This is a genomic window from Burkholderia humptydooensis (assembly GCF_001513745.1).
Lineage (GTDB): Bacteria > Pseudomonadota > Gammaproteobacteria > Burkholderiales > Burkholderiaceae > Burkholderia > Burkholderia humptydooensis.
Window position 1 is genome coordinate 1,893,051 of record NZ_CP013382.1, and the last position, 26,016, is coordinate 1,919,066.

26 protein-coding genes are annotated in these 26,016 nt (G+C 68.4%); 7 read left to right on the top strand and 19 right to left on the bottom strand.

Annotation, left to right across the window (positions count from 1 at the left end):
* Nucleotides 1-158 precede the first annotated feature (158 nt).
* Entirely contained in the window at nucleotides 159-1,853 is a 1,695-nt protein-coding gene (gene treA, locus AQ610_RS27405; RefSeq protein ID WP_006027669.1) for an alpha,alpha-trehalase TreA, read from the bottom strand.
* Between the two features lie 120 nt (nucleotides 1,854-1,973).
* Complete coding sequence (locus tag AQ610_RS27410; protein WP_006027670.1) at nucleotides 1,974-2,180, bottom strand: hypothetical protein; 207 nt, start codon at nucleotides 2,178-2,180, stop codon at nucleotides 1,974-1,976.
* A gap of 47 nt (nucleotides 2,181-2,227) precedes the next feature.
* On the opposite strand from AQ610_RS27410, the gene AQ610_RS27415 reads away from it, so the two are divergent.
* Both AQ610_RS27415 and AQ610_RS27420 read left to right on the top strand, forming a co-directional pair.
* A complete protein-coding gene (locus AQ610_RS27415; RefSeq protein WP_009914584.1) occupies nucleotides 2,228-3,625 on the top strand; it encodes an MFS transporter in 1,398 nt (465 codons plus the stop codon).
* 217 nt (nucleotides 3,626-3,842) lie between these two features.
* Entirely contained in the window at nucleotides 3,843-5,063 is a 1,221-nt protein-coding gene (locus AQ610_RS27420; protein ID WP_045554821.1) for an ISL3 family transposase, read from the top strand.
* Between the two features lie 241 nt (nucleotides 5,064-5,304).
* Here the strand turns inward: AQ610_RS27420 and AQ610_RS27425 are convergent, their stop codons facing one another.
* Nucleotides 5,305-5,853, bottom strand: coding sequence for an ISAs1 family transposase (locus tag AQ610_RS27425; protein WP_045554736.1), 549 nt, complete (start codon nucleotides 5,851-5,853; stop codon nucleotides 5,305-5,307).
* Nucleotides 5,854-6,130: 277 nt separating this feature from the next.
* Here AQ610_RS27425 and AQ610_RS27430 point away from each other — a divergent pair, with 277 nt between their 5' ends.
* Nucleotides 6,131-7,360: a winged helix-turn-helix domain-containing protein gene (locus tag AQ610_RS27430; protein ID WP_009914581.1), complete on the top strand. Its 1,230-nt coding sequence runs from the start codon at nucleotides 6,131-6,133 to the stop codon at nucleotides 7,358-7,360.
* A gap of 37 nt (nucleotides 7,361-7,397) precedes the next feature.
* Here AQ610_RS27430 and AQ610_RS27435 read toward each other — a convergent pair whose 3' ends face one another.
* The 7 genes from AQ610_RS27435 to ftrA all read right to left on the bottom strand — a co-directional run bounded on the left by AQ610_RS27435 (nucleotide 7,398) and on the right by ftrA (nucleotide 14,869).
* Complete coding sequence (locus AQ610_RS27435; RefSeq protein WP_006027673.1) at nucleotides 7,398-7,616, bottom strand: DUF1653 domain-containing protein; 219 nt, start codon at nucleotides 7,614-7,616, stop codon at nucleotides 7,398-7,400.
* A 73-nt stretch (nucleotides 7,617-7,689) separates the two neighbouring features.
* On the bottom strand, nucleotides 7,690-8,127 hold the full coding sequence (locus AQ610_RS27440; protein WP_043282809.1) for a GNAT family N-acetyltransferase: 438 nt from the start codon (nucleotides 8,125-8,127) through the stop codon (nucleotides 7,690-7,692).
* 116 nt (nucleotides 8,128-8,243) lie between these two features.
* The gene (locus tag AQ610_RS27445; protein WP_006027675.1) at nucleotides 8,244-10,442 is read right to left on the bottom strand and encodes an NHL repeat-containing protein; all 2,199 of its coding nucleotides are present in this window, start codon (nucleotides 10,440-10,442) and stop codon (nucleotides 8,244-8,246) included.
* Between the two features lie 369 nt (nucleotides 10,443-10,811).
* Nucleotides 10,812-11,390 carry an NnrU family protein gene (locus tag AQ610_RS27450; RefSeq protein ID WP_009914579.1) on the bottom strand — a complete coding sequence of 193 codons (579 nt, stop codon included), beginning with the start codon at nucleotides 11,388-11,390 and terminating at the stop codon, nucleotides 10,812-10,814.
* 333 nt (nucleotides 11,391-11,723) lie between these two features.
* Nucleotides 11,724-12,068: a TfoX/Sxy family protein gene (locus tag AQ610_RS27455; RefSeq protein ID WP_006027677.1), complete on the bottom strand. Its 345-nt coding sequence runs from the start codon at nucleotides 12,066-12,068 to the stop codon at nucleotides 11,724-11,726.
* 109 nt (nucleotides 12,069-12,177) lie between these two features.
* Nucleotides 12,178-13,629 carry a M20 family metallopeptidase gene (locus tag AQ610_RS27460; protein ID WP_006027678.1) on the bottom strand — a complete coding sequence of 484 codons (1,452 nt, stop codon included), beginning with the start codon at nucleotides 13,627-13,629 and terminating at the stop codon, nucleotides 12,178-12,180.
* A gap of 283 nt (nucleotides 13,630-13,912) precedes the next feature.
* Complete coding sequence (gene ftrA / locus AQ610_RS27465) at nucleotides 13,913-14,869, bottom strand: transcriptional regulator FtrA (RefSeq protein WP_006027679.1); 957 nt, start codon at nucleotides 14,867-14,869, stop codon at nucleotides 13,913-13,915.
* Between the two features lie 121 nt (nucleotides 14,870-14,990).
* Between ftrA and AQ610_RS27470 the strand changes: the two genes are divergently transcribed.
* Both AQ610_RS27470 and AQ610_RS27475 read left to right on the top strand, forming a co-directional pair.
* Nucleotides 14,991-15,392 (top strand): rhodanese-like domain-containing protein, encoded by a 402-nt coding sequence (locus AQ610_RS27470; protein WP_006027680.1) that lies wholly within the window; start codon nucleotides 14,991-14,993, stop codon nucleotides 15,390-15,392.
* Between the two features lie 156 nt (nucleotides 15,393-15,548).
* On the top strand, nucleotides 15,549-15,875 hold the full coding sequence (locus AQ610_RS27475; RefSeq protein WP_006027681.1) for a superinfection immunity protein: 327 nt from the start codon (nucleotides 15,549-15,551) through the stop codon (nucleotides 15,873-15,875).
* Between the two features lie 89 nt (nucleotides 15,876-15,964).
* Here the strand turns inward: AQ610_RS27475 and AQ610_RS27480 are convergent, their stop codons facing one another.
* Together AQ610_RS27480 and AQ610_RS27485 are read right to left on the bottom strand one after the other, a co-directional pair.
* Nucleotides 15,965-16,234, bottom strand: a complete 270-nt coding sequence (locus tag AQ610_RS27480) for a YodC family protein (RefSeq protein ID WP_009914577.1) — start codon at nucleotides 16,232-16,234, stop codon at nucleotides 15,965-15,967.
* 380 nt (nucleotides 16,235-16,614) lie between these two features.
* Nucleotides 16,615-17,475, bottom strand: coding sequence for a MurR/RpiR family transcriptional regulator (locus AQ610_RS27485; protein WP_006027683.1), 861 nt, complete (start codon nucleotides 17,473-17,475; stop codon nucleotides 16,615-16,617).
* Nucleotides 17,476-17,664: 189 nt separating this feature from the next.
* On the opposite strand from AQ610_RS27485, the gene AQ610_RS27490 reads away from it, so the two are divergent.
* Both AQ610_RS27490 and AQ610_RS27495 read left to right on the top strand, forming a co-directional pair.
* The gene (locus AQ610_RS27490) at nucleotides 17,665-18,327 is read left to right on the top strand and encodes a response regulator (protein ID WP_009914576.1); all 663 of its coding nucleotides are present in this window, start codon (nucleotides 17,665-17,667) and stop codon (nucleotides 18,325-18,327) included.
* Complete coding sequence (locus tag AQ610_RS27495; RefSeq protein WP_006027685.1) at nucleotides 18,324-19,703, top strand: ATP-binding protein; 1,380 nt, start codon at nucleotides 18,324-18,326, stop codon at nucleotides 19,701-19,703. Before AQ610_RS27490 ends, AQ610_RS27495 begins: the two co-directional genes overlap by 4 nt.
* Here AQ610_RS27495 and AQ610_RS37035 read toward each other — a convergent pair.
* The 7 genes from AQ610_RS37035 to AQ610_RS27525 all read right to left on the bottom strand — a co-directional run bounded on the left by AQ610_RS37035 (nucleotide 19,669) and on the right by AQ610_RS27525 (nucleotide 25,792).
* Nucleotides 19,669-19,917: a hypothetical protein gene (locus AQ610_RS37035; protein ID WP_006027686.1), complete on the bottom strand. Its 249-nt coding sequence runs from the start codon at nucleotides 19,915-19,917 to the stop codon at nucleotides 19,669-19,671. The genes AQ610_RS27495 and AQ610_RS37035 overlap by 35 nt on opposite strands.
* Nucleotides 19,918-20,134: 217 nt before the next feature.
* Entirely contained in the window at nucleotides 20,135-20,845 is a 711-nt protein-coding gene (locus AQ610_RS27500) for a DUF899 family protein (RefSeq protein WP_006027687.1), read from the bottom strand.
* Between the two features lie 40 nt (nucleotides 20,846-20,885).
* Nucleotides 20,886-21,545 (bottom strand): glutathione S-transferase family protein, encoded by a 660-nt coding sequence (locus AQ610_RS27505; RefSeq protein WP_006027688.1) that lies wholly within the window; start codon nucleotides 21,543-21,545, stop codon nucleotides 20,886-20,888.
* 129 nt (nucleotides 21,546-21,674) lie between these two features.
* Nucleotides 21,675-22,151, bottom strand: coding sequence for a VOC family protein (locus AQ610_RS27510; protein ID WP_009914573.1), 477 nt, complete (start codon nucleotides 22,149-22,151; stop codon nucleotides 21,675-21,677).
* Between the two features lie 308 nt (nucleotides 22,152-22,459).
* Complete coding sequence (locus AQ610_RS27515; RefSeq protein WP_006027690.1) at nucleotides 22,460-22,723, bottom strand: hypothetical protein; 264 nt, start codon at nucleotides 22,721-22,723, stop codon at nucleotides 22,460-22,462.
* Between the two features lie 95 nt (nucleotides 22,724-22,818).
* Nucleotides 22,819-25,119, bottom strand: a complete 2,301-nt coding sequence (locus tag AQ610_RS27520) for an amylo-alpha-1,6-glucosidase (protein WP_006027691.1) — start codon at nucleotides 25,117-25,119, stop codon at nucleotides 22,819-22,821.
* 82 nt (nucleotides 25,120-25,201) lie between these two features.
* On the bottom strand, nucleotides 25,202-25,792 hold the full coding sequence (locus AQ610_RS27525; protein ID WP_006027692.1) for an HD domain-containing protein: 591 nt from the start codon (nucleotides 25,790-25,792) through the stop codon (nucleotides 25,202-25,204).
* Between the last annotated feature and the right edge of the window lie 224 nt (nucleotides 25,793-26,016).

The following is a 26,016-nucleotide window of genomic DNA, read 5'->3' on the forward strand; positions in this document are numbered from 1 at the left end:
AGAACGCGAACGCAACCGGGCGCGGCGAAGCGCGCTCCCTCGACGACGATCGCGAGGCGTCGCCCGGCATCGGCTCGCCGATAATCGTTGCGCTCGCAACCAACGGATGCAGCGCAAGCGGCTCGCCGCCACCCGCGCCCTACCCGTCGCGTCGCGCGTCAGCCGCCGTACAGGTCGAGCAGCTTGAGCGTCACGCCGTTGGTCCAGCCGAAGCCGTCCTGCAGCGGATACTCGCCGCCGCCTCCGCCACCCGTGCCCGCGCCTTCGACGATGTACTTCTCGACGAGCTTGCCCTGCGCCGCGTACACGCCCTTCACGTCCGCGAGAAAACGCGTGCCGATGTCGTTCGCGAGCGACTTCTCGCCATAGTGCTGCAACCCGACGAGCGCGATCCAGTGCAGCGGAGCCCAGCCGTTAGGTGCGTCCCATTGCTGCGTCGTATCGTAAGCCGTCGTCGCGAGCCCGCCCGGCTTGAGCAGCGTCTTCTGCACATTCTTCGCGGTCTGCTTCGCGCGCTCCGGCCACGCGACGCCCGCGAACAACGGATACAGCGCCGCCGCCGTCAGGTTCTCGCGCGGCAAGCCGCGCTTCCAGTCGTAGTCGCCGTAATAGCCGTTGCGGTTCCACAGGTAGCGATTGATCGCGACCGCGCGCTTGCCGGCGCGGCCGGCGAACTCGGCGACGCACGCGAAATCGCGCGTCACCGCGCAGCCCTTCACGATCGTCGTCTCGAGGTTGAACATCAGGCTGTTCAGGTCGACGGGCACGATCGCGGTCGTGCGGATCGTCGCGAGCGTGCGGCTGTCGCCGAACCAGCGCGAGCTGAAGTCCCAGCCGCTCTCGGCCGCCGCGCGCAGGTCGCGCCACACTTCCGGCGCCGGCCGGCCGCTCGCCTGCCGCGCGGTCTTCACGTCTTCGAGATACGACTCGTCGCGCGGCGTGTCGCTCGCGTCCCAGTAGCGGTTCAGCACCGAGCCGTCCGGCATCGCGACGACGTTGCGCGTCGCCTGGCCGCGCGGCGTCGTGCGCTCGCCCTGCATCCAGTACGCGTATTCCTTGCGCAGCGCGGGCAGGTACTTCTGATAGACGCGATTGCCCTCGGCCTTCGCCGCGAGCGTCACCATGTACGCGAAGAACGGCGGCTGCGAGCGGCTCACGTAATAGCTGCGGTTGCCGTTCGGCACGTGGCCGACGGCATCGATCAGGTACGCGAAGTTGTCGAGCATGTCGTCGACGAGATCTTCGCGGCCCGCCTCCTGCAAGCCGAGCATCGTGAAGTACGTGTCCCAGTAATAGCCCTCGCGGAAGCGCCCGCCCGGCACCACGTACGGTTTCGGCAGCGCAATCAGCGAGCTGTACGGCGGCACGGTCGCCGTCGTGCGCGTGAGCTTCGGCCACAGCCAGTCGATGTGCTCGCGCAGCGTCTGGTTCGGCGGCGGCGTCACCGACTGATCCGACGGCGGCGTGAAGTACTGCGCGACGAACGCCTTCAGCGAGAAGCCGGGCTGGCCCTTCTGCTGCTGGTACAACTGGACGATCGTCGCGGGATCGGCGTTCGGCGTCGAATCGACGAAGGTCTTCTGGTCTTCGAAGATCTGCGCGGTTTGCACCGCAACAAAGAGATCGCCGTAGAGCTGGCTCGGCGGCGGCGGAATCGACGCGGCGCTCGGCGCGGAAGCGGCGCTCGACACGGCCGCGGATGCAGGCGCGGGCGACGAGTCTGCGCGCGCGAGCGTCGCGCTCGTGCAGCCGATACCGGCCGCGGCGACAAGCGCGACCCACGCGGGCGCGTTCAGCAGGCGACGATAGAACGGACTTTCAACATGAAGCGGGCGACGCCGCGGCGTGACCATATCTCCTCCTCCCGTTTTCGAGATGAACGGCAATACGGTCTCCTGCTCGCGCGGGCCCGGCGCGTCACGGCGTTTGTCTGTGGTATGCCGCGGCGGGCAGATTCGCACGAAAACCGGCGCTCAGGCAAGCGGTTCTTCGCACATGACGCGCAAATAGCCGTGCGCCGCGTGCAGCACGCGCGCTTCAAGCGCGGGCGCGCTGGTTTCGCTGCGCTCGTCCGCCGCGTCGACGATGCCTTTCGCGATCGCCGGCAGGTCTCGCGCCGCGACGGCCGGCTCTCCGAACGGCGACGCGCGGCGACAACACACCGTTGCGCGCGCAAGCATGCTGCAACAATCGATGCAATAATGGCATCTTTACGCGCGTCGTTGCCATGCCGTCTGCCATCTACGCTTTCATCGCACCGCTGATCGTCGCTTGCGCGTTGTTCATGGAGAGCGTAGACGCCAACATCATCGTCACGGCGCTGCCCGCGATGGCGCGCGACTTCGGGCAGAGCCCCGTCACGCTGAACATCGCGATCACGAGCTACGTCGTCGGCCTCGGCGTGTTCATCCCGATCTGCGGATGGCTCGCCGACCGCTTCGGCGCGCGCACCGTGTTCCGCACCGCGATCGGCATCTTCGTCGCGGGCTCGCTGCTGTGCGCGGCGTCGAACAATCTCGAGATCTTCACGTTCGCGCGCTTCGTGCAAGGCGTAGGCGGCGCGATGATGGTGCCCGTCGGGCGCATCATCATCTTCCGCGCCGTGCCGCGCTCGGAGCTCGTGCGCGCGATGAACTACCTGAGCGTGCCCGCGCTCTTCGGGCCCGCGGCCGGGCCGCTCCTCGGCGGCTTCATCACGACGTACCTGCACTGGCGGCTGATCTTCTTCATCAACGTGCCGATCGGCATCCTCGGCATCTATCTCGCGAACAGGCACATCGCGAACACGCACGAGCTCGATCCCGGCCCGCTCGACTGGTTCGGCTTCGTGCTGTCCGCCGCCGGCGCGGCGCTCTTGCTGATGGGCCTCACGCTGCTCGACGGCGCGCTCGTCACGCGCGGCGCCGCGCTCGCGATGGGCGCGACGGGCGCGGCGCTCCTCGGCGGCTACGTGCTGTATGCGCGGCGCGTCGAGCGGCCGGTGCTCGATCTGCGCTTCCTGCGCATCCCCACCTACCACGCGAGCGTCGTCGGCGGCTCGCTGTTCCGGATCGGCCTCGGCGCGGTGCCGTTCCTGCTGCCGCTCGCGCTGCAGGAAGGGCTCGGCATGAGCGCGTTCCATTCCGGCGCGATCACCTGCGCGTCGGCCGTCGGCGGCGCGTTCACGCGGATGCTCGCGCCGCGCACGCTCAAGCGCTTCGGCTTCCGGACGGTGCTGATGTACAACGCGGCGTTCGCCGGGCTTGCGATCGCCGCGTACGGCGTGTTCCATCCCGGCATGTCGACGCTCGCGATCTGGCTCATCGTGCTCGTCGGCGGCATTTTTCCGTCGCTGCAGTTCACGAGCCTCAATTCGATGATCTACGCGGAGATCGCCTCGCGCGACGCGGGCCGCGCGACGAGCCTCGGCAGCGTCGTCCAGCAGATGTCGCTCGGCCTCGGCGTGACGGTCGCGGCGCTCGTGCTGCACGTGTCGCATTGGGCGCAGGGACATCCGACGATGGTCTGGTCGGACTTCTGGCCGGCGTTCGTCGTGGTCGGCCTGTGTTCGTTCGCGTCGATTCCGATCACGCGGCGGCTGGCGCCGAACGCGGGCGACGAGGTAGCGCGCGGCAAGCGAAGCTGAAGCGGGCCGCGCGGCCGAAGCGATCAGGAAAACGAAGCAAGTGGAGAAGCGGGCGGGACGCGACGTGCGCCGCCTGCTGGAATCGAACGGCCGGCCGGGATTGGGCCGCCGAAAATCCGTCGTTCCAAAAAAAAATGGTTCATCGCAGGAAACCGTGGAGGGTTTGATGGCGATTGCGTAACCTGACGCCTGACTTTAAGGAGGTCAGGAGGCAGAATTGCTCGATCGCAAGGCACTTCAAGCACTGGGTTGCTGGACCGGCTATCGGTTAGAGGGGGTGGAATGGCCGGAAGGAGAAGGCCGTACGCTGTCGCTGTATTTGAAGCCGGTCAGCAAGGTCATGTACTGCGAACAGTGCGGTGCACGCTGCCAGCAGATTCATGAGACGACGGTTCGCCGGGTGCGCGATCTGCCACTGTTCGAGTACCGGGTGGTACTGCACGTCCCCCGCCGCCGAGTCTGGTGCGAACGCTGCGGCGGTCCGCGACTGGAGAAACTGGCGTGGCTGGGCCGTTACCAGCGAGTGACGGAGCGATTTGCCAAGGCCTGCGAGAAACTGCTGCAGGCGGCCAGCGTGCAGGCGGTCGCCGCCTTCTACGATTTGGGCTGGCACACGGTCAAATCGATCGACAAGATGCGCTTGCGAGCGCGTGTGGCTGATCCTGACTGGTCGACGATCCGCTATCTGGCGATGGACGAGTTCGCGCTCCATAAAGGTCATCGCTACGCCACGGTGGTGGTCGATCCGATTGGTCGGCAAGTGCTCTGGATTGGAGCGGGACGCTCGCGCGAGACGGCCAGAGCCTTCTTCGAACAGCTTCCCCAGGGTGTTGCCGAGCGCATCGAAGCAGTGGCCATCGACATGACCACGGCCTACGAGTTGGAGATCAAAGCGCAGTGTCCGCAGGCTGAGGTCGTCTACGACCTGTTCCACGTCGTGGCCAAGTACGGGCGTGAGGTGATCGATCGGGTACGGGTCGATCAGGCCAATCAGTTGCGCCATGACCGGCCGGCCCGGAAGGTCCTGAAGTCCAGCCGCTGGTTGCTGCTGCGCAACCGCCACAACCTGAAGCCCGAGCAGTCCGTGCATCTGAAGGAACTGCTGGCCGCCAATCAGCCATTGTTGTGCGTCTACGTGCTACGTGACGAACTCAAGCGGCTCTGGTTCTACCGCAAGCCTGCCTGGGCGGAAAAGGCCTGGGAACAATGGATCGAGCAAGCCCGGCAAAGCGGAATTGCCGCGCTGCAACTGTTTGCGCAGCGCCTGCAGGGTTACTGGCACGGAATCGTGGCCCGCTGCCGACATCCGCTTAATACCAGCATCGTCGAAGGCATCAACAACACCATCAAGGTCATCAAGCGTCGGGCTTACGGGTACCGCGACGAGGAATACTTCTTTCTCAAGATCCGCGCCGCGTTCCCCGGTAATCCGCGATGAACCAAAAAAATCGGCGGACATCCACTCGGGGCCGGCTGAAAGCCGCATGGATGTCCGCTTGAACTGCCCGGCCGCCTCGACGGGGGTGAGGCGTCCGGACTCGCTCCCTGCGTGCCATAGAGGTATCGTGCGTCGGAAGCAGAGTGCTTGTTTCGATGAGACTATAAGGAAACTTCCGAGAGACTTCTGTCAACGATTGTCAGACGCCCGCGCGGCAACCAGGGCAATCGCATGAAGGTCCTTACCAGCCAAGGAGTTGAGCCCGGTAGTTGTCGCTGGTGGCGGCCTTGAGTCGACGGATTTTGAGGCCGGCCTTGGTCTGAGTATCTTTGCGCAGCAGGTTCATCGTGATGCGCCGCAGGATGGCAAAGTTCTGCGCCGCATTCTCGACCCGCACCCGCCACTGGTCTTCACCGAATGCCACGTCGAGCGCCCAGTGCATCGAATTCTCGATGCCCCAGTGGGAACGCACGGCGTGCGCCACGCGCACCGCATCGGACGGTAGGCTCGTCACGTAATACTGGCGTTCAACCGACACCGTGCCGCCGATCTCGCGCGTGGCCTCGACCATTGCGATCGAGCGCATGCCCGGCCACAGCGCCGCCGCGCGCCATGTGCTCATCACGTCGCTGACGAGGCAGCGACGCGTTTCGATCCGGCCGTGGTCCTTTTCGACGGCTCGATGCTCATTCGAACCGTCCCAGCGCTCGCCGGGCGGAAGACGGTCGAGCGCGTCGAGCGTTGTGCGAATCTCCACGAGCAGCGTCGGCTGGTTCTCCTTGACCGCCAACAATCGTGGGCCGGCGTCCGGCTACGCGGATCGCGCAACTCGCCGAACGCGTCTTCGATGCTCAAGGCTTGCGTCTCCGTCATCTGATGCCTCCGCAAAAGATGGTAGTAAACGCTTGATTCGCCTCGGTTTACAACCCCACTCGTCACTCCTTGATTGTTAACGCCCATTCATGCGATTGCCCTGGCGGGGCAACGCTTCGCCGCGCGCAGCGCGCCGGGCCGATTCGCGCTACAGTGGCGCATCCGTTTCTCGTGCGCCCTTTCCCCCGCCGCTCGTGTCCGCCCCGCTCTCGATCGCCTCCGCCCGCGCGCTGCACCTCGCCGCGCAGGGCCTCTTGACGCCGCCCCGCCGCAAGGCGGTCAAGGCCGACGTGCTCGTCGCCATCCGCCGGATGGCCCAACTGCAGATCGACACGATCCACGTCGTCGCGCGCAGCCCGTATCTCGTGCTGTTCAGCCGGCTCGGCACGTATGCGCCGCAATGGCTCGACGAGCATCTCGCCGACGCGGGACTGTTCGAATACTGGTCGCATGAAGCGTGCTTCCTGCCGATCGAGGACTTCGGGCTGATGCGCCACACGATGCTCAACCCCGTCGGCATGGGCTGGAAATACGCGGCCGAATGGCACGCGAAGCATCGCGGCGCAATCGACGCGCTGCTCGCGCACATCCGCGCGAACGGCCCCGTGCGCTCCGCCGATTTCGCGCGCGGCGCCGGCAAGGGAAACGGCTGGTGGGACTGGAAGCCCGAGAAGCGGCATCTCGAAGTGCTGTTCTCGACCGGGCAATTGATGGTCGCCGAGCGGCGCAACTTCCAGCGCGTCTACGACGTTGCCGAGCGCGTGCTGCCGGGCTGGGACGACGCGCGCGACCTGCCGCCGCGCGAAACGGTGCTGCCTCGCCTCGTCGACAACACCTGCCGCGCGCTCGGCATCGTCCGCGCGGACTGGATCGCCGACTATTACCGGCTGCCGAAGCGCTCGTATCGCGACGATTTGCATGCGCTCGCGGACACGGGCGAGCTGCTGCCCGTCGCGGTGGATGGCTGGAGCGCCGACGCGTTCGTGCATCGCGAGCTCGCGCCGCTCGTCGACGCCGCGCGCGACGGCGCGCTGCGCCCAACGGTCACGACGCTGCTGTCGCCGTTCGATCCGGTCGTCTGGGACCGGCGGCGCGCCTCGACGCTGTTCGACTTCGATTACACGATCGAGTGCTACACGCCCGCGCACAAGCGACGCTACGGCTACTTCTGCCTGCCGATCCTGCACCGCGGGCGGCTCGTCGGCCGCGTCGACGCGAAGGCGCATCGCGCGCAGCGCGTGTTCGAGCTGAAGGCCGTGCACATCGAACCGGGCGTGCGGATCGGCACAGGGCTCGCGGCCGATGTGGGGCGCGCGATCCGCAAGCTCGCCGACTGGCACGAAACGCCCGTCGTCGAGGTCGGCCGCGCGCCGAAGGAGATCGCGCGGGCGATCGGAGCGGCTCGACTCGCCGGGCTAGGGTAAGGGCAGCGGGCGGGAGCGCGCGCCCGTTCGCGCTCGCTCAGTCGCCCAGCTTGCGAAAACGCGGCGCGCCGTCGGCAAGCGTCTCGTCGAACATCGCCTCGGGGCGCACCCAGAGGCTGCGCTCCTTCGGCCACAACTGCTCGTAGACGACGAGCCGCTCCTCCGTCTCCGAATGCCGCGCGACGCCGATCACGCGATACAGCCCGCCCTTGTAATGACGATGCGTCGCGATGCGTTCGGCTTCCTGCTCGGTCATATGCGCTCCATGAAAATCGACGAGCGCGTATTGTATGCGCGGCGCGCCCGGCGCAGCGCGCGCCCGCTTTCGGCTACGCGTAGACGCCGGGCCGATGCAGTTCCATCCAGCGCTCCGGATGCGAGGGCGCCGTGAAGCCGACCGGGCGATACAGCGCGTGCGCGTCGCTCGTGACGAGCGCGACGCGGCGCAGCGCGCGCACCGCGTCCTGCGCGAACACGTGGTCGATCAGCGCGCGGCCGTAGCCTTTGCCGCGCTGCTCGCGCAGCACGAACACGTCGCACAGGTAGGCGAACGTCGCGTGATCGGTGACGAGACGCGCGAAACCGACGAGCCGCCCGTCGAGATACGCGCCGAAGCACAGCGATCCGGCGATCGCCCGCTCGACCACGTCGCGCGGAATGCCCTTCGACCAGTGCGCCTCGTCGCGCAGGAAGGCGTGGATCGTGTCAATGTCGAGTTCGGCCTTGTCGGCAGAAAAACGCAGCGCGGACGTCAATGAGGTAGGCACGGCAGGGCTCCGAATACAAAACGCCGATGACGAATGTTTCGGACGATAACGCGAAGCGGCGGCGTTCAACAAGAGGCGCGGCAACGCCCGTGCCGCGGTGCGCGGCCCGCGCCGCGTCAAGGCGTCCACCGATACATCAGCAGCTTCGCACGCGCGTCGTCCTCGACGAGCACGACGTATTCGCCGGTCGGCCGCTGGAACGCGCTGATCCCGAGATAGACGTCGACCCAGCCGCTCGTGCCGCCGACGTCGGCGCCCGGCGTCATATAGCCGGCGAGCACGCCCGTGCGCGCGTCGTAGACGTCGATCTTCGCGGTGTACAGCTCGGCGACGAACACGTAATTGCCCGCGACCGCGAAGCCGACCGTCGTGCGCTGCGGATTCGCGCTCATGTCCCACGGCAGCGTGATCGCATAGCGCAGCTCGGGCGCGCCCGAGCGCCAGTTGTCGTAACGGGCGAGCACGCGCCCCTGCTCCTTCCAGTGCGCCGGATCGTAAGGCAGCGCCGGCGTGAAGCCCGCGACGTACATCGCGTCGCTGTCCGGCTGGTACGACACGCGCGCGATCCGGTTGAACGGCGCCGGCATCGCGAACATCTGCGCGCTCGCGTAATCGTAGATCGGGTTGCCGTGCGCATCGAAGCCCTGGAACGGCAGCCGGCGAATGCCGCTCACGAGCGAGCCGAGCCACACGTCGCCAGCCGCGTCGACCCACCAGAAGCCGTTCTGCATCGTGTTGCCGGTAGCCGGATTCGCGACGATCTCGCTCGCGTCGACCTTGCCGTCGCCGTTCGCGTCGCGCCACATCCATTCGCCGTATGCGGGCTGCCCGGCGGGCCACGCACCCGGTATCGGGTTCTGCGACAGGAGGCCCGCCGGAATCGCGATCTGCCCTTGCGTCGCGGTGTCGAAGCGATAGACGCTCAGATAGTGGGAATACATGTCGATCGTGTACAGCAGCCGGCGGCCGCCGACCCGCCGCAGCATCGGCTCGCCGCGCACGCCCTTCGGCAGATGGAACGCGGGATCGTCGGGAAAGCCGAAGCGGTCGAGCGTGAACGCCGCGTAGCGCCAGTCCTGGCCGGGCGGCTTCGTATAGTCGATCGCGAAGCGCTTCGAGCCGGTGAACACCTGGTTCGGCTCGTCGGGATCGATCGAGCCGCCGTCGACGAACAGCAGCCCGTCCAGCCGCCAGTTCAGCGTCCGGCTCGCATACGCGTAGCTCTCGAGCACCGCGCCTTCGCCCGTCAGCGCCGAGCCCGGCGCGCGCGGCCCGAAGCCGTTCTGCGATACGTACAGATTGCCGCCGCGATCGAAGCCGATGCCGGTCGGCCCGTTGAAGCGCCAGTCGCCGGGCGCGCCCTTGACTGCATGGAAGATGCCCGAGCGCGTGCCGAGCATGCCCGACAGCACCGGCACGCCGGCCGGCTTCGCGTAGACGTAGATCTGCTGCGACGGGCCGCTGTCGGCGATCAGCAGTTGCCCCGACGGCGAGATCGCGAGATCGGCGGGCAGCACGCCCGGCGGCAGCGCGGCGAGCGACGGCAGCGCGGCGCCCGACGCCGTGTAATGCGCGATCGCGCGGCCGGCCGCCGCCGTGTAGCCTTCGATCACCCACAGCGAGCCGTCCGCGTCGACCGCGATGCGGCCCGGCTGGTTCGCGCGCCAACTGCGCAACTGGCGCATCGTGTTCGCGTCGTAGACCACGATCAGGTTCGACGCCGTGTTCGCGACATACAGCTCGTGGTCGGTCGCCGCGATGCCGCGCACGCTGCCGTCGACGCCCGAAGGCGACACGTTCACGCGCAGGAAGCTGTTCTTCGCCGGATTCCAGCTATTGCCGATGCCGCTCGCGAACGGCGCGCCGATCTTGATGCTGGAAAGCGGCCGCCGCGTGAGGCCGTACCACGTCTGGCCCTTCGGCGGAAAATCGGCGCCGGAAAGCAAGCCGTTTTCGTTGCTGATCGACATCGCCGCGTACAGGTAGGCGCCGTTGACGGCGATGGCGTCGCCGCCGTGACTGCCCCAGCCGTGCGTCCAGCCGGCCATCGCGACGCGATCGCCGCCGCGGTAGGCACTGACCTCCGCGCCGCTCTCGTCCCACGGCGCGTTCGCATAGACGGTGCCGTCGGGGGCGATCGCGATCGCCTCGATGTTCTGCTGCACCCATTTGCCGTCGCCGAAGCCGAACGTGTTGCCGATCCACGACGTCGTGTAGGTGAGCGGGGTCTGCGCGCCGGCGTCCGCCGGCCGCAAGCACAGCAGCGATGCGGCGAGCATCGCCGCGAAACCGTTCAGCAAGCGGGCCGCTTTCATGCGTCACTCCTTGGCTGCGTGGCGGGCAGCATCGAAGCAAACGTAGTCGCTGAAAATGAGGAAGACGAGAATTAAAAAAATCGAAAACAAATAGGCGATTCAAAAAGTCGTGCGCCGAGACATTCGTCCGTTTCGATTTTCGATACACCAGCATCCATTGCACCGCTTCGTGACCGGGTACTGCGCCAGACTGGTGCCCAAGCCTTTCTCCATCAGGCTTTCCATCTCGCGCACCGTCATCAATCATTCAATTTCCGAACGCGAATTTTTCGAACTCTTGATTTCGAATCGCTCAAAACCGATCGCCTTGTTTTCGCGCCGTTCGCGAAACAGCGGCCGCATCGCGCCGCTGCGCCGCCGCCCGCGCCGTCACGCGAACGGGCGCACGCCGATCAGCCATCCGTGCAGCACGAACGCGAACAGCGCCCACGCGACGAGGCCCACGACGATCGCGATGCCGTCGCGCACGAGCGAGCCCGCCGGATAGCGAACGCCGTCGCGCCGATCGCGCGCGCGCGACGCGATGAAGTCGACGAACGCCCATACGAAGAACGCGGCGAACAGCAGCTCCGCATGCAGCGTGCCGTTCGCGAGCAGATGCGCGCCCGCCCACACCATCACGCCCGCGAGCATCGGATGGCCGACGAGCGCCTTGATCCGCGTGCCCGGCACGTAAGCCGCCACGAGCAGCACGAACGCGATCGCGGTCAGGAGCCCCGTCAGATGCCGGATGCCGACCGGCGGAAACCACAGCGACGCCATGTCCGCGCGCGCGAGCCCGTAGCCCCAGACGATCAGCGCGAATCCGGCCACCGACGCGAGCGCATACATCCCCTTCCAGCGCTGCTCGCCGAGCGCCGCGATCCGCGCGGCGCGCCAATCGCCCGCGACCAGCCGAATCGAATGCGTACCCAGGAAGATCACCAAACCGAGAATCAGGACGAGCATGGACATGTCTCCAGTTGGGGAAATCTTGTTGTCGGTCGAACCGGCATACGCTGCCGCCGTGCATCGTACACCTCGCGCCGCGCGCGTTTGCATCCTCCATACCGTCGTGCGCCGTCTGCGCCGCACGCTTCGCGATCGCGCGCTCGACGGCACGCTTGCAACGCCCACGCAACGGCGCAAGCGACCGATGCGCGCGGCCTTGCGCTCAGGCAGTCTCACACGCGCACGACGCCGCCCCAGCCGCTGCCTTCGGCTTCACCCACACGCCATCGCGCACACCGTACCCCATTGCGCGCGCGGGCGCGCATCGCGCGGCGGCGTGCCGCAGCCTCGCTACGCCCGCTTCGCGCGACGCGCCGCGCGATACGCATCGCGGCACCAGTCGCGCAGCATGCCGACGTCTTCGAGCACGTCGGCGGGCGTCTCGTAATAGCCGCCGACGACGACCGTGCGCGTGCGCCCCGGATACGAGAACGGCTGCATGCCCGCGCGCTCGAACGCCGCGCGGTTGTCGTCGTCGACGCGCAGGAACAGCGATCCCGCATGAACGAAGCCGAACAGCACGCCGTCGAGCCTGAGCGACGCGCCGCTGAAGAAGCGCGCGACGCCGATCGGCCCGAGCGCGTCGAGTTGCTCGGCAAGTTCGTCCGCGCGCAGTTTTTCCGCTTTCCAGCTCATCGCAGCCCGCGCCATCGCGCCGCGCGTGAGCGAACGTCCACGGCCGCGCCGCCGGATGCGCGCGGCGATGCAGCCGTCACCGGAAGAGAAGGACGAATCGACACGCACATCAATGCGCGGCGGCGATCACGTCGGCCACTGCGGCCGTCAGCTTCTTCGCGTATGGCACGTGCAGGAACTCGTTCGGCCCGTGCGCGTTCGATTTCGGGCCGAGCACGCCGCACACCATGAATTGCGCGGACGGGAAGCCTTCGTGCAGCACGTTCATCAGCGGGATCGTGCCGCCGAGGCCCATGTACGCGCAGTCGGCGCCGAAGTGCCGGCGCGACGCGTCGTCGAGCGCCGCGCCGAGCCACGGCGCGACGTCCGGCGCATTCCAGCCGGTCGCCGCCCCCGCTTCGGGCTGGAACGTGACCTTCGCGTTGTACGGCGGATCGAGCTCGAGCAGCGCCTTCAGCCGCTGCACCGCCTGCGCGGCGTCGACGAGCGGCGGCAGCCGCAGCGAGAGCTTGAACGCGGTGCGCGGCCGCAGCACATTGCCCGCGTTCTCGAGCGCGGGCAGGCCCTGCGCGCCCGTGACGGACAGCGACGGCCGCCACGTCGAATCTAGGAGCGCCTCGCGCGGATCGGTCGTCGTCGGCAGCACCGGCTTGCCGTCCTGCCCGCACGCCCACGGCAGCCCCTTCCACACGGCGTCGCCGAGAATCGACGCGGCCGCTTCGGTCTCGCGCAGGCGGCTCGCCGGCACCTCGCAATGGAACGACGAGGGCAGCAGATTGCCGGTCGCCGCATCCTCGAGCCGCTCGAACAGTTGGCGCATCACGCGGAAGCTCGACGGCGCGATCCCGCCGTACACGCCCGAATGCACGCCCTCTTCGAGCACCTCGACCTGCAGGTCGCCCGACACGAGCCCGCGCAGCGACGTCGTGAGCCAAAGCTGATCGTAATTGCCCGCGCCCGAATCGAGGCACACGACGAGGCTCACGTCGCCGAGCCGCGCGCGCAGCGCGTCGACGTACGGCAGCAGATCGTAGCTGCCCGACTCCTCGCAGGTCTCGATGAGGCCGACGCAGCGCGGCCGCCCGATGCCCTGCGCGTCGAGCGCGCCGAGCGCCGCGAGGCTCGCGTAGATCGCATAGCCGTCGTCCGCGCCGCCGCGGCCGTACAGCTTGCCGCCCTCGAACTTCGGCGTCCACGGGCCGAGATCGGCGCGCCAGCCGTCGAATTCGGGCTGCTTGTCGAGATGGCCGTACAGCAGGATCGTGTCGGCGCTGCCCGCGCGCGTCGCCGGCGTCTCGAAGAAGATCACCGGCGTGCGGCCGGCGAGCCGCACGATCTCGACCTTCAGCCCCTTCACCGGCTGCCGCTCGGCCCACTGCGCGGCATCGACGGCAACGCGTTCGATATAGCCGTGCTTCGCCCAGTCGGGATCGAACGCGGGGCTTTTCGCGGGCACCGCGATGTAGTCGGTCAGCGCATGCAGGATCTCGTCGTTCCATTTGCGTTCGATGAAATCGGCGAGGCGGTCGTGATCGATGGCGGATGCAATGGCGGTGGTCATGGCGCGGAGCAGACGAGCGGTCTGACGGATGTGAAGTGGCGATGATAGCGCCGATGCGGGCGGTTACGCACGCGTCGAAAAGGCGACCGGCGTTGTGCGATGCAACTCGAGCGGGCGCTCGCTGCGCCGGGGACGCGTGCTCATCGAGTGCGTATGGGTAGCGCGCACGTTCGCGACATGCGCGTTCGCGACGTGCGCGTCCCCGCAACATACACGACCACGGCACGCGACGCCGTCACGGGCCCCGCCGCGTTGCGCGTCACACACCGCGCATCGACACACATCAACCCGCATCGAAACTGCGGCGATACGCGGTCGGACTCGTCGCCGCGATGCGCCTGAAATGCCGGCGCAGCGACTCCTCCGAGCCGAACCCCGCGAGCGCGGCGACGCGCGCCACGGGCAGCGCGGGGTCACGCTCGATCATCTCCTTCGCGAGCCCGATCCGCTCGCGGATCAGCCACTCGTACGGGCCGAGCCCTGTCGCATCACGAAACTGCCGCTGCAGCGTGCGAGGACTCATCGCTGCGCGCGCGGCGAGCGTCGCGAGCGTGTGCGGCTGACTCGCATGCTCGCGCATCCAGTCGATCAGCTTCGCGAGCCGGTCGCCGCCGACGCTCGGCAGCGGCCGCGGCACGAACTGCGCCTGGCCGCCGTCGCGATGCGGCGGCAGCACGAGCCGCTGCGCGACGCGATTCGCGATCGCGCTGCCGTGATCGCGGCGCACGAGATGCATCAGCATGTCGAGGCCCGCCGCCGAGCCCGCCGACGTGACGATCCGCCCTTCGTCGACGTAGAGCGCATCGGGATTCACGCGCAGCGACGGGTAGCGCGCCTGCAGACGCCCGGCGTAACGCCAGTGCGTCGTGACGGCCGCGCCGTCGAGCACGCCCGCCGCGGCAAGTACGAACACGCCCGAGCAGATCGAGCACAGCCGCGCGCCGCGCCGATGGGCGCCGCGGATCTTCTTGAGCAGCGGCTCGGGCGGCGTTTCGTCCGGATCGCGCCAGCCGGGAATCACGATCGTGTCCGCGCGATCCATCAGCGCGAGCCGATACGGCGCCTCGACCTTGATGCCGCCCGCCGCGCGCACGGGCCCCGGCTCGCTCGCGCAGACCGCGAAGCGATACCAGTCGACGCCGAGCTCCGGCCGCGGCAGCGCGAACAGTTCGACGACGCAGCCGAATTCGAAGGTGCAGAGCCGATCGTAGGCGAGCGCGACGACAAGATGATTGTGCATGGCGCGATGTTACCGGAAGTTGTCGATCGCGCCACTGTCGCACCGCGCGGGCGCCCCGGATACTGAGCGCTCGTCCGCAGCCGCCCCCCGGCCGCCGCGTTCCGACCCGAGGAGAACCGACATGTCCCACGTCACCGAGATTCCCGCCGCCGACAGCGCCGCCGCCGTCGCCCATTTCGCCGCATCGCTCGCCTTCGAGACCGATTGCTGGGACGTGCACGACGCGCTCGCGTCCGGCGCGCCCGACTTCGTGCTGCTCGACGTGCGCAGCGCCGAGCATTATGCGGCCGCGCACGTGCCCGGCGCGCTCAGCCTGCCGCATCGAAAGATCATTGAAAGCAAGTTGTCCGAATTTGCGCGCGACACGTGCTTTGTCGTCTATTGCGCCGGCCCGCACTGCAACGGCGCAGCGCGCGCGGCGCTTAGGCTCGCGCGCCTCGGCCGGCCGGTGAAGCTGATGCTCGGCGGCGTGACGGGCTGGCTCGACGAAGGATTCGCGCTCACGCGCGGCAACGGCGTGTAACGCCAAGCAAGACAGCATAAGGCAGCGAAAGGCGACGAACGATCCGTTACGAAACCGCAACAATTTGTTGTCAGCACACCCGGAGGAAAAGCGCGACAATGAGTTCTATTGCATGTGCGACGTCAAGTCGCACCGCAGCAAGGACGGAGAAGCGCCATGCAGATGGAAATCCTGATCCAGGTTGTCGGCTCGGTCGTCGCGATCGCGCTCTACTTTCTTCCGGCGACCGTCGCCGATCGCCGCCATCGCCACGACAGGCTGACGGTCGCGCTGTTCAACGCGCTGTTCGGCTGGACGGGAATCGGCTGGCTGCTGACGCTGTACTGGGCGCTGCAGCCGGACGCGCCCGCCGATTTCGTCAGCGACGTGCGGCTCAAGCGCCGTGCGGTCAGCATGAAAACGTTCTCGACGGGCCTCGTCGAACGCGTGCAGCGGCGAATTGCCGCGCAGGAGCAGTGGGCCGAAAAGCAAGGCACGCGCTGAGCCCCCGAACGGATACGCGGCGCATCGTCAGACTGTCACACGCTTGCGATCTGCCTGACAAATCCTTTACGTCGAACGCGTGACCGACGTCACGCCTGCATGCCGCCGCGCACCGACAGCGAGCGCATCCGCGCGAGCCCCGCCGAAATCGTCCGCGGCTCGAGCACGACGGTCTCGTTCGAGAACATCTCCTGGCGAAACTCGCCGTGTTCGTCGAACCATTGGCAGATCACCCACTCGCCCGCGTCGAACACGACCGGGCCGGCATACGTCACCGTCATCCGCGGACCGCCTGTCTTGAGCGTCACGACATCGCCGATCCGGAACGAAGTGGTATGCGTATCACGGTAAGTCGTCATGGTGGCCTTTTCTCGGAAATGATTTATTTATTCATTTTTCCGGATCTTCGATCCGGCTATTTGTTCATCTCCCGCAGATTAGCAATCGGCGGAATGACCGGCAAGTCACCATTAAAATTTTTTCGGATTCGAGTTAATAAGTCGCAGCATCGTTACGGCCCTTTGGCCGCTCCCGGGCGCGTCGGAACAGCCTCCGAAGCGGCGCGCGGCCCAATTTCATTTGCGCCGCAACAATTGCCGCCGGCCTAAATCGGCGCATCGATGCGTGGAAACGTTTCCAATTGCAAGACGTTTTTTATATTCAAATTCGCCGCAAGAAATCGATGCACTCCGGATATTGCAACGCGAAAGACTTTTGCAATCCGCGCGCGGGCCGCGCGTCAGATGACGTAGGCGCCCTTCGCGTGCAGTTCGGCCTCGGCCTGTTCGAGCGCCGCGATCGCCTCGCCGCCCTCGAGCGCGAGCAACTGCGCGACGAGCGCCTCCACGAGCGCGTGCGCGGCGACGAGCGACGGGAAGAACGACGGGCTGTCGTGCGTGAAGATCAGTTGCGCGTCCGCGTGCAGCGCGATCGGCGACACCGCGCTGTCGGTGATCGCGACGATCTTGCCGCCGTGCGCGCGCGCCGCCTGCGCGACGCGCGTCGCTTCGGCCGAATACGGCGCGAAGCTGACGACCACGGTCACGCTGTTCTTCGCGATGGTCCGCAGCTCCATGTCGAGCGAGCCCGCGATGCCCGTGAGCAGCGACACCGTGGGCCGGAACAGCCGATAGCCGTAGACGAACCCGAACGCGACCGGATAGCACGATCGAAAACCGGCGACGTGCACGTGCGCGGCCTTGCGGATCAGCTTCGCCGCATCGGCGAGCGCCTGCGCATTCTGCGCGGCGCTCGCCTCGAGATTGTGCCGCTGCGCGGCGAGCAGATCGGCCGCGAGCGACGCCTTCGCATTCGGCTTCACGAGCGAGCGGGCGCGCTGCGTGAGCGGCTGCGGCCGCGTGCGCACGCGCGCGACGAACAGGTCGCGCAGCTCGTTCCAGCCCGGAAAGCCGAACTGCTGCGCGAGCCGCACGAGCGACGCCGGCTGCACGTTCGCGCGCTGCGCGACCTTGCGCATCGACGAGACGGCCACCTCGTCGGGATGATCGAGCAGGAACGCGGCGCCCACCTGGAATTGCGGGCTCAGCTCGGAAAATTGCGCCCGGATCAGGGACGCGAGTTCGTCGAAATCGGCGGGCATCGTGATCGCTAAAATAGTCGATCGGACATGGTATCACCCGCCTCGCGCGGCCGATGGCTCCGACGCCGCGCCGCTTCCAAAGCCCGTTCACGCTCATGGCGGGCTTTAAGCCGCCGCTAAGCCTCCACCGCTTATCATTCCCGCAAGCGGCCCGCACACGCGCGCCGCGCTATGACGGAATCACGGAACATGCGCGTATTGCTCGTCGAAGACGATCCGCTCATCGGCAGCGGGCTCGAACAGGGACTGAAACAGGAAGGCTTCGCGGTCGACTGGGTGCAGAACGGCGACGCGGCGACGCTCGCGCTGCGCACGACCTCGTATGGGCTGCTGCTGCTCGATCTCGGCCTGCCCGACAAGGACGGCCTCGCGGTGCTCGCCGCGCTGCGCCGCCGCGACGACGCGCTGCCCGTGATCGTCGTCACCGCGCGCGACGCGCTGCCCGACCGGATCGCCGGCCTCGACTGCGGCGCCGACGATTACCTCATCAAGCCGTTCGCGCTCGAAGAGTTGCTCGCGCGCATCCGCGCGGTGAACCGCCGCCAGGCCGGACGCGCGCAGACGGTGCTCGCGGTCGGCGCGCTGCGGCTCGATCCGGCGCGCCATCAGGTGTGGCGCGGCGACGAGGAAGTCGCGCTGTCGCCGAAGGAATTCGTGCTGCTGCACGAGCTGATGCGCGAGCCGGGCGCGGTGATCTCGCGCGAGCAGTTCGAGGAGCGGCTGTACAGTTGGGGCGAGGAAATCGAAAGCAATGCGGTGCAGGTCCATATCCACAACCTGCGCAAGAAGCTCGGTCACGACACGATCCTCACGGTGCGCGGCGTCGGCTACCGGATCGGAGACGGCGCATGACGGGCGTGCGCGGCTTCGCGCAGCGCCTGAACGCGTCGCTGCGCGGGCGGCTGCTGATGTGGCTGCTGCCCGCCGCGTGCGTCGTCGGCGTGCTCGCGAGCACGGGCACCTATTGGGGCGCGCTGCGCGAGCTCGACGATCTGCTCGACGACCAGATGCGCAGCATGTCGAAGCAGATTCAGGTCGACGACGCGGGCAAGCTGTCGATCGAAGGACGCGACAGGCTCGGCAAGCGCCATCCGGTCGACTACGATTCCGACGACGTGCTGCTGCAGGTGTGGCGCGGCGGCAAGCTCGAATTCACGACCGATCCGGCCACGCAACTGCCGCCGCCCGATGCGGCCGGCTTCGTGACGCTCGACGCGGGCGGCCAGCGCTGGCACACCTACGTGCGCGAGAGCGCGGGCACGACGATCCGCGTCGCGCAGCCGCGCCAGGCGCGCTGGGCGGCGATCGCGGGCATCGCCGTGCATCTGCTGTGGCCGGTGCTGTCGCTGCTGCCGCTGCTCGCGATCGGGCTGTGGCTCGGCATCGGCTACGGGCTGCGGCCGCTCGGCGCGATCGCCGCGGGCCTGAAGCGCCGTCATGCGAATCGCCTCGATTCGCTCGACATCACGACCGTGCCGACCGAGGCGCAGCCGCTCGCCTCCGAGATCAACGATCTGCTCGCGCGGCTCGATCGCTCGTTCACGCTGCAGCGCAATTTCATCGCGGACGCCGCGCACGAGCTGCGCACGCCGATCATGGGCCTGTCGATCCAGACGCAGTTGCTGCAGCGCACGGCGAGCGCCGACGAACGCGCGCGCATCCTCGCGCAAATCCAGGCCGGCACGACGCGGCTGTCGCATCTCGCCGAGCAGTTGCTGACGCTCGCGCGCCTCGAGCCCGACGCGCAATCGGCGCCGTTCGCCGAGCTCGACCTCGCCGCGCTCGGCCGCTCGGTGGTCGCCGAGCGCGCGCGCATCGCGCTCGCGCAGCACGTCGATCTCGGCGCGGTCGGCGCGGCGCCCGTGCGCGTGGCCGGCAACGCGGACACGCTGCGCGTGCTGCTCAACAATCTCGTCGACAACGCGATCCGCTATGCGGGGGCCGGCGCGCGCGTCGACGTCGAAGCGCGCGTCGACGCCGACGGCGCGCCGGCGCTCCAAGTGCGCGACAACGGCCCCGGCATTCCGGCTGCCGATCGCGAGCGTGTGTGGGAGCGCTTCTATCGCGGCGGCGGCGCGCAACTCGCGTCGGCATCGGGCAGCGGGCTTGGGCTGTCGATCGTCAAGCGCATCGCCGAGCAGCATCACGCGGACGTATCGCTCGGGACCGGCGCCGACGGACGCGGGCTGACGGTCACGGTGCGCTTCGGCGCGACGCGGCGGGCATGACCGGCGCGGCGGCGCGGCGCTTGCGCGCACGCCGTTCGGGATCGATCGCGCTCGACGAGCGCCGTCGTTTTCCACATTTTTTGTGGTCAAGCTTGTGGACATCCTGAGCATCCGTCGTCCAACCCATTGATCCAACGGCATTTTCCCAGAACCGCCAAAAATGCGGCATCGCAGCGGAAATCGGCTCGCCGCGCGCACGCCGGACCTTCTCCATCCTCGAATCGTCCGGCGACGCCCCTCGCAACGACAACTATCCACAACCTGTTTTCGACGTGAGGGTTTTCCACAGTTTTTGTGCGCAAGCTTGTGGATATCTCGCGCCGACGCGCGCCAAGCAATTGATCCATCGAGGCTTTTCCGAAATCCTCGTATCTTCGGCACAAAGCCCGCGCATGCGCCGGCCGCCGCATCCTCGACGTCGCGCCTCGCCGTCAATCCGGATAGTCGAGCGACGGATACCAGTCGACGCCGCGCCCTTCGGGCGTCATGTCGAGGATCGTCCACAGCGGCATCGGGTCGGGCGCGCCGCGCGGGTCCTGCCCAGGGTCGGCGCTCCAGCCGCCCATCTCGCCGCTCCAGAAGTGGCGGATCGTGCCGTCGCGGCGCGTGAATACGTTGATCGCCGGCTCTTCGCCGCCGTCGGCGCCGATCGCGTGATAGTCGCGGCTGTAGCGGCCGTCGAGATCGCAATACAGCTTCAGGTCGCGCCAGCCGCGCTCGCGCTTGAACGCGACGAGCCGCTCGAGCGGCGAGCGCGCGACGACCGCGAGCGCGACGCGCTGCTCGAGGTCGCGCGCCTCGCCGTTCCACGCGCCGAGCAGCGACGTGCACATCGGACACGGCCGCTCGCGCTGCGGTCCGAACATGTAGCTGTAGACGACGAGCGTCTGCTTGCCGCCGAACAGTTGGGCGAAATCGCACGGGCCGCGCTCGCCTTCGAAGCGATAGCCGCCCGTCACTTCGCCGCCCGGCGGCAGCGTGCGCCGCAGCGCGGCGACCCGCTCGACGCGCCGGCGCAGCTCGATCTCCTCGACGAGCAGCGCGTCGCGCGCGCGGCGATACGCATCGCTTTCGTTCGGCCATCGGGTCGTGTTGCGCTTCACGAGCTCGGCGGCCGGTGTCAGCATCGAATGCTCCGTCATGTCTGCCTCCTGTCGATCGAACGGCCGGGGCCTGTTCCCGCTAATCCCGGTCGGGCGCGCCGAGCGGGAACAGGTGCCGGTACGGACGCGCTTCGTCGACCGCCCGCGCGAACGACGGGCGCGCGAGCAGCCGCTTGCGATACGCGATCACGCGCTGCAGCGACGGATCGATCGGATGCGTCCAGTCCGCATAGAACAGCGACGGCGCGGCCGAGCAGTCGGCCAGGCTGAACGCGTCGCCCGCCGCCCAGCCGCGGCCCGCGAGCGTGCGCTCGAGCCACGTGTACGACGTGTCGAGCATCCGCCGCGCATCGGCCACGCCGCGCGCGTCGCGCTCGGCTGGCGGCCGCAGCGCGTCGAACACGATCTTCTGCAGCGGCGTCGACACGTAGCAGTCGAAGAAGCGGTCCATCATCCGCACGTCGAGCGCCGCGCCGGCGTCGGCGGGCAGCAGCCGCACCGGCGCCGGACGACGCAGGCCGAGGTATTCGATGAGGATCGTCGACTCGACGATCGTGCGATCGCCGTCGACGATCATCGGCATGTGCTTGAGCGGCCACCGCGCGGCGAACTCGGCGCTCGCCTCGGGCGTGTCGCCCGCGAGCAGACGCCATTCGAACGGCACGTCGTACTCGTACAGCGCGATCAGCACCTTCTGGCAATACAGCGAAAACGGATGCCCGTAGAACTTCAGGCTCATTGCGTTCCTCCTCGATTGACGCGGCGCGCGACACGCGCGCGCCGCAGGCCGCAGGTCGAACGACGCGGGCGGCGACTCTCGCCGCGCCGCCTCATGCCGATGCCCGGCCGCCGCCCGCGCACCGCGCGCTCACTGCGCGGGCGGCGCGCAGTTCTCCATCCCTTCGCGGATCTGCTCGGGGGTCAAGTCGCGCTTGTGCGTCGCGACCGACCAGCGGTGGCCGAACGGGTCTTCGAGCTGGCCATAGCGGTCGCCCCAGAACATGTCGGCCGGCGGCATCGTCAGCTTCGCGCCCGCCTCCACCGCGCGCGCGATCACCGCGTCGACATCCGGCACGTACAGATGGATGAACACCGGCGAGCCCTTCAGGGCCTTCGGGCCGAGCGCGCCGCAGTGCGCCATTTCGTCGACGAGCATCAGCGTCGAATCGCCGATCCTGACGGCCGCATGCATCAGCCGGCCGGCATCGCGCGACGGCAGCCGCGTGATCTCGACGGCGTCGAACGCCTTCTTGTAGAACTCGATCGCGGCGGCCGCGCCGTCGCAAATCAGATGAGGGGTCAGCGAATGCATCCCCTCGGGGATCGGTTTGACTGCGGTAGGCATGATCGCGGCTCCTTGGCTTCGAATGGGTTCATCGACCGAGCGCGCCGCACGCGCGGAGACGCTCTATCGCCACGACGAACGAATCCCGTGGAAATCGACATGCATCGCAAATTTTTTTGGAAGGCGGCGATCGCCGGCGGCGGCTGCCGATGAAAGAAGGTGGACGGCTGCGCGCATCCGGGCGCCGGTTATCAACAATTTCTGTCGACAAACATGTGGATATCCTGCGCACGCGTGCGCCAAGCCGTTGAAACGACGGCACTTTCCGCACCGCGGCAAAGAACGGGCAGCGCGCCGCCCGTACCGCGTCAGCGGCTGTCGAGATTCGCCTTCAGCTCGTTCGCCTTGTCGCGCAGCGCCTCGTAGCCGGAGCGCGCGTGCTCGGGCAGGTCCGGATCGCCGACGAGCGCGCCGAGCGTCTCGATCAGGCTGAACAGGATGCCCTTCGCCGCGCCGGCCGCGATGCTTCGCGACTGGATCGATTCGTGCAGATGGTCGACGGCCGCCTCGAGTTGCTCGAGCTTCGGATCGTCGTCGTGCGGGCGGGCGTCGCCCGGCTTCTGGTTCGTCATGGTGATGGCCTCCGATATCGGTTCGTTGCGAATCGTCGATCGATGCCGTCATTGTATGGCGCGCCGCGCGCGGCCGACGCGAGCGAGCGCAATCTTTACAGCACCGCGACGACGCGCGCGCCGCCCGGCTCGGCCGCCGCGACCACCTGCCCTTCGACGCGCCGGAACGTGAGCGATACGCTCTCGTCGCCGACGCGCAGATCGTCGACGCGCAGCCAGTCGACGCCTTCCGGCAGTTCCGGCCGCTCGACGCGCACCTCGCCGCGCGCCGCGTCGACCGAGATGCCGAGGCACGCCTGCAGCATCATGAACGGCGCGCCCGCCGCCCACGCCTGCGGCAGGCACGCGACCGGATACGCGGTCGGCGGCTCGCCGCGCCGGCGCGGAAAGCCGCAGAAGAGCTCGGGCAGCCGCATGTCGAAGCTCACGGCCGCCTCGAACAGCGCGCGCAACAGATCGAGCACCGAGCGCTTGTCGCCGTAGCGCGCGAGGCCGCGCGCGGCGAGCGCGTTGTCGTGCGGCCAGATCGAGCCGTTGTGATACGCCATCGGATTGAAGCGCGGCTGCCCGGCCGCGAGCGTGCGCACGCCCCAGCCGGTACGGAACAGCGTCGAGCCGAGCACGCGCGCGACCGATTCGCCGCGGCTCTGCTCGGGCAGGCCGAACGCGAGCAGATGCGCGGCGTTCGACGCGAGCACGCGGCACAGCTCGCCGTGGCCGTCCACCGCGATTCCGTAGAAGCCCGCCTCCGGCATCCAGAACAGCGACTCGACCTGCTCGCGCAGCGACTTCGCGCGTTGCGCGTAGCGCACGATGCCGGCCGCGTGGCCGCGCCGGCGCGAGAACGTCGCCATCGCGTCGAGCGCCGCGCACGCGTATGCCTGCACTTCGACGAGCGCGATCGGCCCGATCGGAAAGCGGCCGTCCGCATGGAACACCGAATCCTGGCTGTCCTTCCAGCCCTGGTTCGCGAGCCCGCGCGCGGACGTGCGCTGGTAGTCGAGCAGCCCGCGCGGGTTGCGCTCGCACACGCTCATCACCCATTGCGCGGCGCGTTCGAGCGCGGGCCACAGCTCGTCGATCAGCGATTCGTCGCCGGTGTGCTCGAGATACGCGCCCGCGAGCACGACGAACAGCGGCGTGGTATCGACGCCGCCGTAGTACAGCGCGAACGGCACTTCGCCCGTGGCCGCCATCTCGCTCTTGCGGAACTCGTGCATGATCTTGCCCGGCTCGGCGTCGCGAAACGCCGACGTCTCGCGCGCCTGGTGCTCGGCGAGAAAGCGCAGCACGCCGCGCGCGAGCGACGGCTGCAGCCACAGCATCTGCAGCGACGTGATCACCGCGTCGCGGCCGAACGGCGTCGAGAACCACGGGATGCCCGCGTACGGATACGGGCCGGTTTCGAGCGACGTCGTCAACAGGCCCAGGTCGGCGAGCGAGCGGTCGAGCCAGGCGTTGAACAGCGGATTGCTCGTGTGCACGCGCGCGATCGTGCGGCGGCGCTCGCGCATCGCGCGGTGCACATCGGCGAGCGCCTTGCGCAGCGCGCCGCGCCCCTTGGCGACGCACGGCTGCTGCGCGAACGCGTCGCCGCCCGCGTGCGCGGCGCCGACGCACGCCTCGACCGTCAGATACAGCGACACGCACGCCTGCGCGGCGATCGTCAGCGTGTAGTCGGCGCGATCGACGGCGAGCGTGTCGGGCGGCGGCTCGAAGCCGATCCGCACGCTGCGCTCGACCGCGTCGAGCCCGTCGTAGCGCAGCCGCACCGCGCCCGCCTCGACGCACGGCGGCGCGATCGCGCCGCGCCGCTCGCGCCGCGAGCCGCGCACTTCGAACATGTCCTTGAAGTCCGCGCCGAACGACACCGACAGCGGCACCTCGGCGTCGCTCGTGCCGTAGTTCGTCAGCGTGAGCGCCTCGTGGAGCACGTTGTCGGAGAGCACGCGCATCCGCTCGATGTGAATCACGCCCTCGGGCGTCTCGCGGCCGCCGAGCGGCGGCAGCGGGCGGTTCGTCAGGTGCGCGGTGAACGACGCGTTGTCCGCGCTCGTCGTGCCGGACAGCAGCGACGGCGCGCGGCCGCCGAACGTGAGCCGCCATTGCGACAGCACGCGCATGTCGTCGACGAACAGGCCGTCGTCGCGCCCGCCGATGTCGCCGAGCGTATCGCTCACGACGAACGCATCGCCCGCCTTCAGCACGAACTGGCTGCCGCGCACGACCGTCTGCGCGTCGTGCTCGGGCGCGATGAACGCGGGCGTGGGCGGCGCCGGTTGCGGCGATTGCGCCGGTTGCGGCGTTGCGGCGGGCGCAGATGAAGGCGCGGACGAGAGCGCGGGCGCGGCGGCCCGCGGCGCACGCGGGGAAGAAGGGTCAGCTTGCCTCGGCATCGGAACTCCTGGGCTGGGCGCGGCGCGCCGGGTGCGCCGCGTTTTCCGCACAGGATAGGACAGAACGCGCCGGACGCGCCCGCTATCGCGCCGGCGGCTCGCCGCCCCGTGCGTCGATCCGGCTTCGCGTCTGCGCGTCGACGATCTCGCGCACCGCGCGAAACAGCGGCGCCGCGCTCGTGTAGCGGCGGCCGTACGTGAGGTTGAACGCGTAATCGAAATCGGGCGGGTTCTCGCCCTGGTTGTGCTGCAGGATCGTCTCGAGCTTGTCGAGCGCCTTCACCGCCTGCGCCTCCGGCGACGCCGCGCCCTCGTACTCGTCCCACAGCGACAGGATCTCATCGCGCAGCGGCGCATCGGCCATGCGCGTGAGCGCGAGCAGATCGGCGCGCTCGTGCGCGCGCTTGTCGCGATGCGCGCCGACGCAGATCGCCGGCACGTCGCCGCGCAGCGCCTCGCCGAGATCGTGGATCACGCACATCTTCAGCACCTTCAGCATGTCGAGCCCGGGCAGCGCGTCGGCGAACGCGATCGCCATCAGGCACAGCCGCCAACTGTGCTCGGCGGTGCTCTCGGCGCGGCCCGTCGATGTGTGCGCGCTCCTCAGCACGCTTTTCAGGCGCTCCGCTTCGCGCACGAAGTCGAGCCTCGCCTCGATCTCTTGAATGTTCATGACGGTGTGACGGGATTGGGACGGCGCGCGATTCGGTGCGGCGGGGCGCGACGGGCGAACCCGGGGCTCGCTCGCTGCGCGTCGCGCGATACGTCGCGTGGCGTTCCGGTGGACGATGCGGCCAGTCTACGGCGTGCGCCGACGCATCGTCCACGCATGAGTTATGCGCGCGGCGGGGGCGTGTGCGTCCGTGCGTCCGTGCGCGCACAATCTGCGTGGGCTCG

What these genes read in the sequence shown, in the direction of transcription:
- treA (WP_006027669.1), bottom strand. Translation starts at nt 1,853, where the DNA reads ATGGTCACGCCGCGGCGTCGCCCGCTTCATGTTGAAAGTCCGTTCTAT.
- AQ610_RS27410 (WP_006027670.1), bottom strand. Translation starts at nt 2,180, where the DNA reads ATGCTTGCGCGCGCAACGGTGTGTTGTCGCCGCGCGTCGCCGTTCGGA.
- AQ610_RS27415 (WP_009914584.1), top strand. Translation starts at nt 2,228, where the DNA reads ATGCCGTCTGCCATCTACGCTTTCATCGCACCGCTGATCGTCGCTTGC.
- AQ610_RS27435 (WP_006027673.1), bottom strand. Translation starts at nt 7,616, where the DNA reads ATGACCGAGCAGGAAGCCGAACGCATCGCGACGCATCGTCATTACAAG.
- AQ610_RS27445 (WP_006027675.1), bottom strand. Translation starts at nt 10,442, where the DNA reads ATGAAAGCGGCCCGCTTGCTGAACGGTTTCGCGGCGATGCTCGCCGCA.
- AQ610_RS27450 (WP_009914579.1), bottom strand. Translation starts at nt 11,390, where the DNA reads ATGCTCGTCCTGATTCTCGGTTTGGTGATCTTCCTGGGTACGCATTCG.
- AQ610_RS27455 (WP_006027677.1), bottom strand. Translation starts at nt 12,068, where the DNA reads ATGAGCTGGAAAGCGGAAAAACTGCGCGCGGACGAACTTGCCGAGCAA.
- AQ610_RS27460 (WP_006027678.1), bottom strand. Translation starts at nt 13,629, where the DNA reads ATGACCACCGCCATTGCATCCGCCATCGATCACGACCGCCTCGCCGAT.
- ftrA (WP_006027679.1), bottom strand. Translation starts at nt 14,869, where the DNA reads ATGCACAATCATCTTGTCGTCGCGCTCGCCTACGATCGGCTCTGCACC.
- AQ610_RS27470 (WP_006027680.1), top strand. Translation starts at nt 14,991, where the DNA reads ATGTCCCACGTCACCGAGATTCCCGCCGCCGACAGCGCCGCCGCCGTC.
- AQ610_RS27475 (WP_006027681.1), top strand. Translation starts at nt 15,549, where the DNA reads ATGCAGATGGAAATCCTGATCCAGGTTGTCGGCTCGGTCGTCGCGATC.
- AQ610_RS27480 (WP_009914577.1), bottom strand. Translation starts at nt 16,234, where the DNA reads ATGACGACTTACCGTGATACGCATACCACTTCGTTCCGGATCGGCGAT.
- AQ610_RS27485 (WP_006027683.1), bottom strand. Translation starts at nt 17,475, where the DNA reads ATGCCCGCCGATTTCGACGAACTCGCGTCCCTGATCCGGGCGCAATTT.
- AQ610_RS27490 (WP_009914576.1), top strand. Translation starts at nt 17,665, where the DNA reads ATGCGCGTATTGCTCGTCGAAGACGATCCGCTCATCGGCAGCGGGCTC.
- AQ610_RS27495 (WP_006027685.1), top strand. Translation starts at nt 18,324, where the DNA reads ATGACGGGCGTGCGCGGCTTCGCGCAGCGCCTGAACGCGTCGCTGCGC.
- AQ610_RS37035 (WP_006027686.1), bottom strand. Translation starts at nt 19,917, where the DNA reads ATGGAGAAGGTCCGGCGTGCGCGCGGCGAGCCGATTTCCGCTGCGATG.
- AQ610_RS27500 (WP_006027687.1), bottom strand. Translation starts at nt 20,845, where the DNA reads ATGACGGAGCATTCGATGCTGACACCGGCCGCCGAGCTCGTGAAGCGC.
- AQ610_RS27505 (WP_006027688.1), bottom strand. Translation starts at nt 21,545, where the DNA reads ATGAGCCTGAAGTTCTACGGGCATCCGTTTTCGCTGTATTGCCAGAAG.
- AQ610_RS27510 (WP_009914573.1), bottom strand. Translation starts at nt 22,151, where the DNA reads ATGCCTACCGCAGTCAAACCGATCCCCGAGGGGATGCATTCGCTGACC.
- AQ610_RS27515 (WP_006027690.1), bottom strand. Translation starts at nt 22,723, where the DNA reads ATGACGAACCAGAAGCCGGGCGACGCCCGCCCGCACGACGACGATCCG.
- AQ610_RS27520 (WP_006027691.1), bottom strand. Translation starts at nt 25,119, where the DNA reads ATGCCGAGGCAAGCTGACCCTTCTTCCCCGCGTGCGCCGCGGGCCGCC.
- AQ610_RS27525 (WP_006027692.1), bottom strand. Translation starts at nt 25,792, where the DNA reads ATGAACATTCAAGAGATCGAGGCGAGGCTCGACTTCGTGCGCGAAGCG.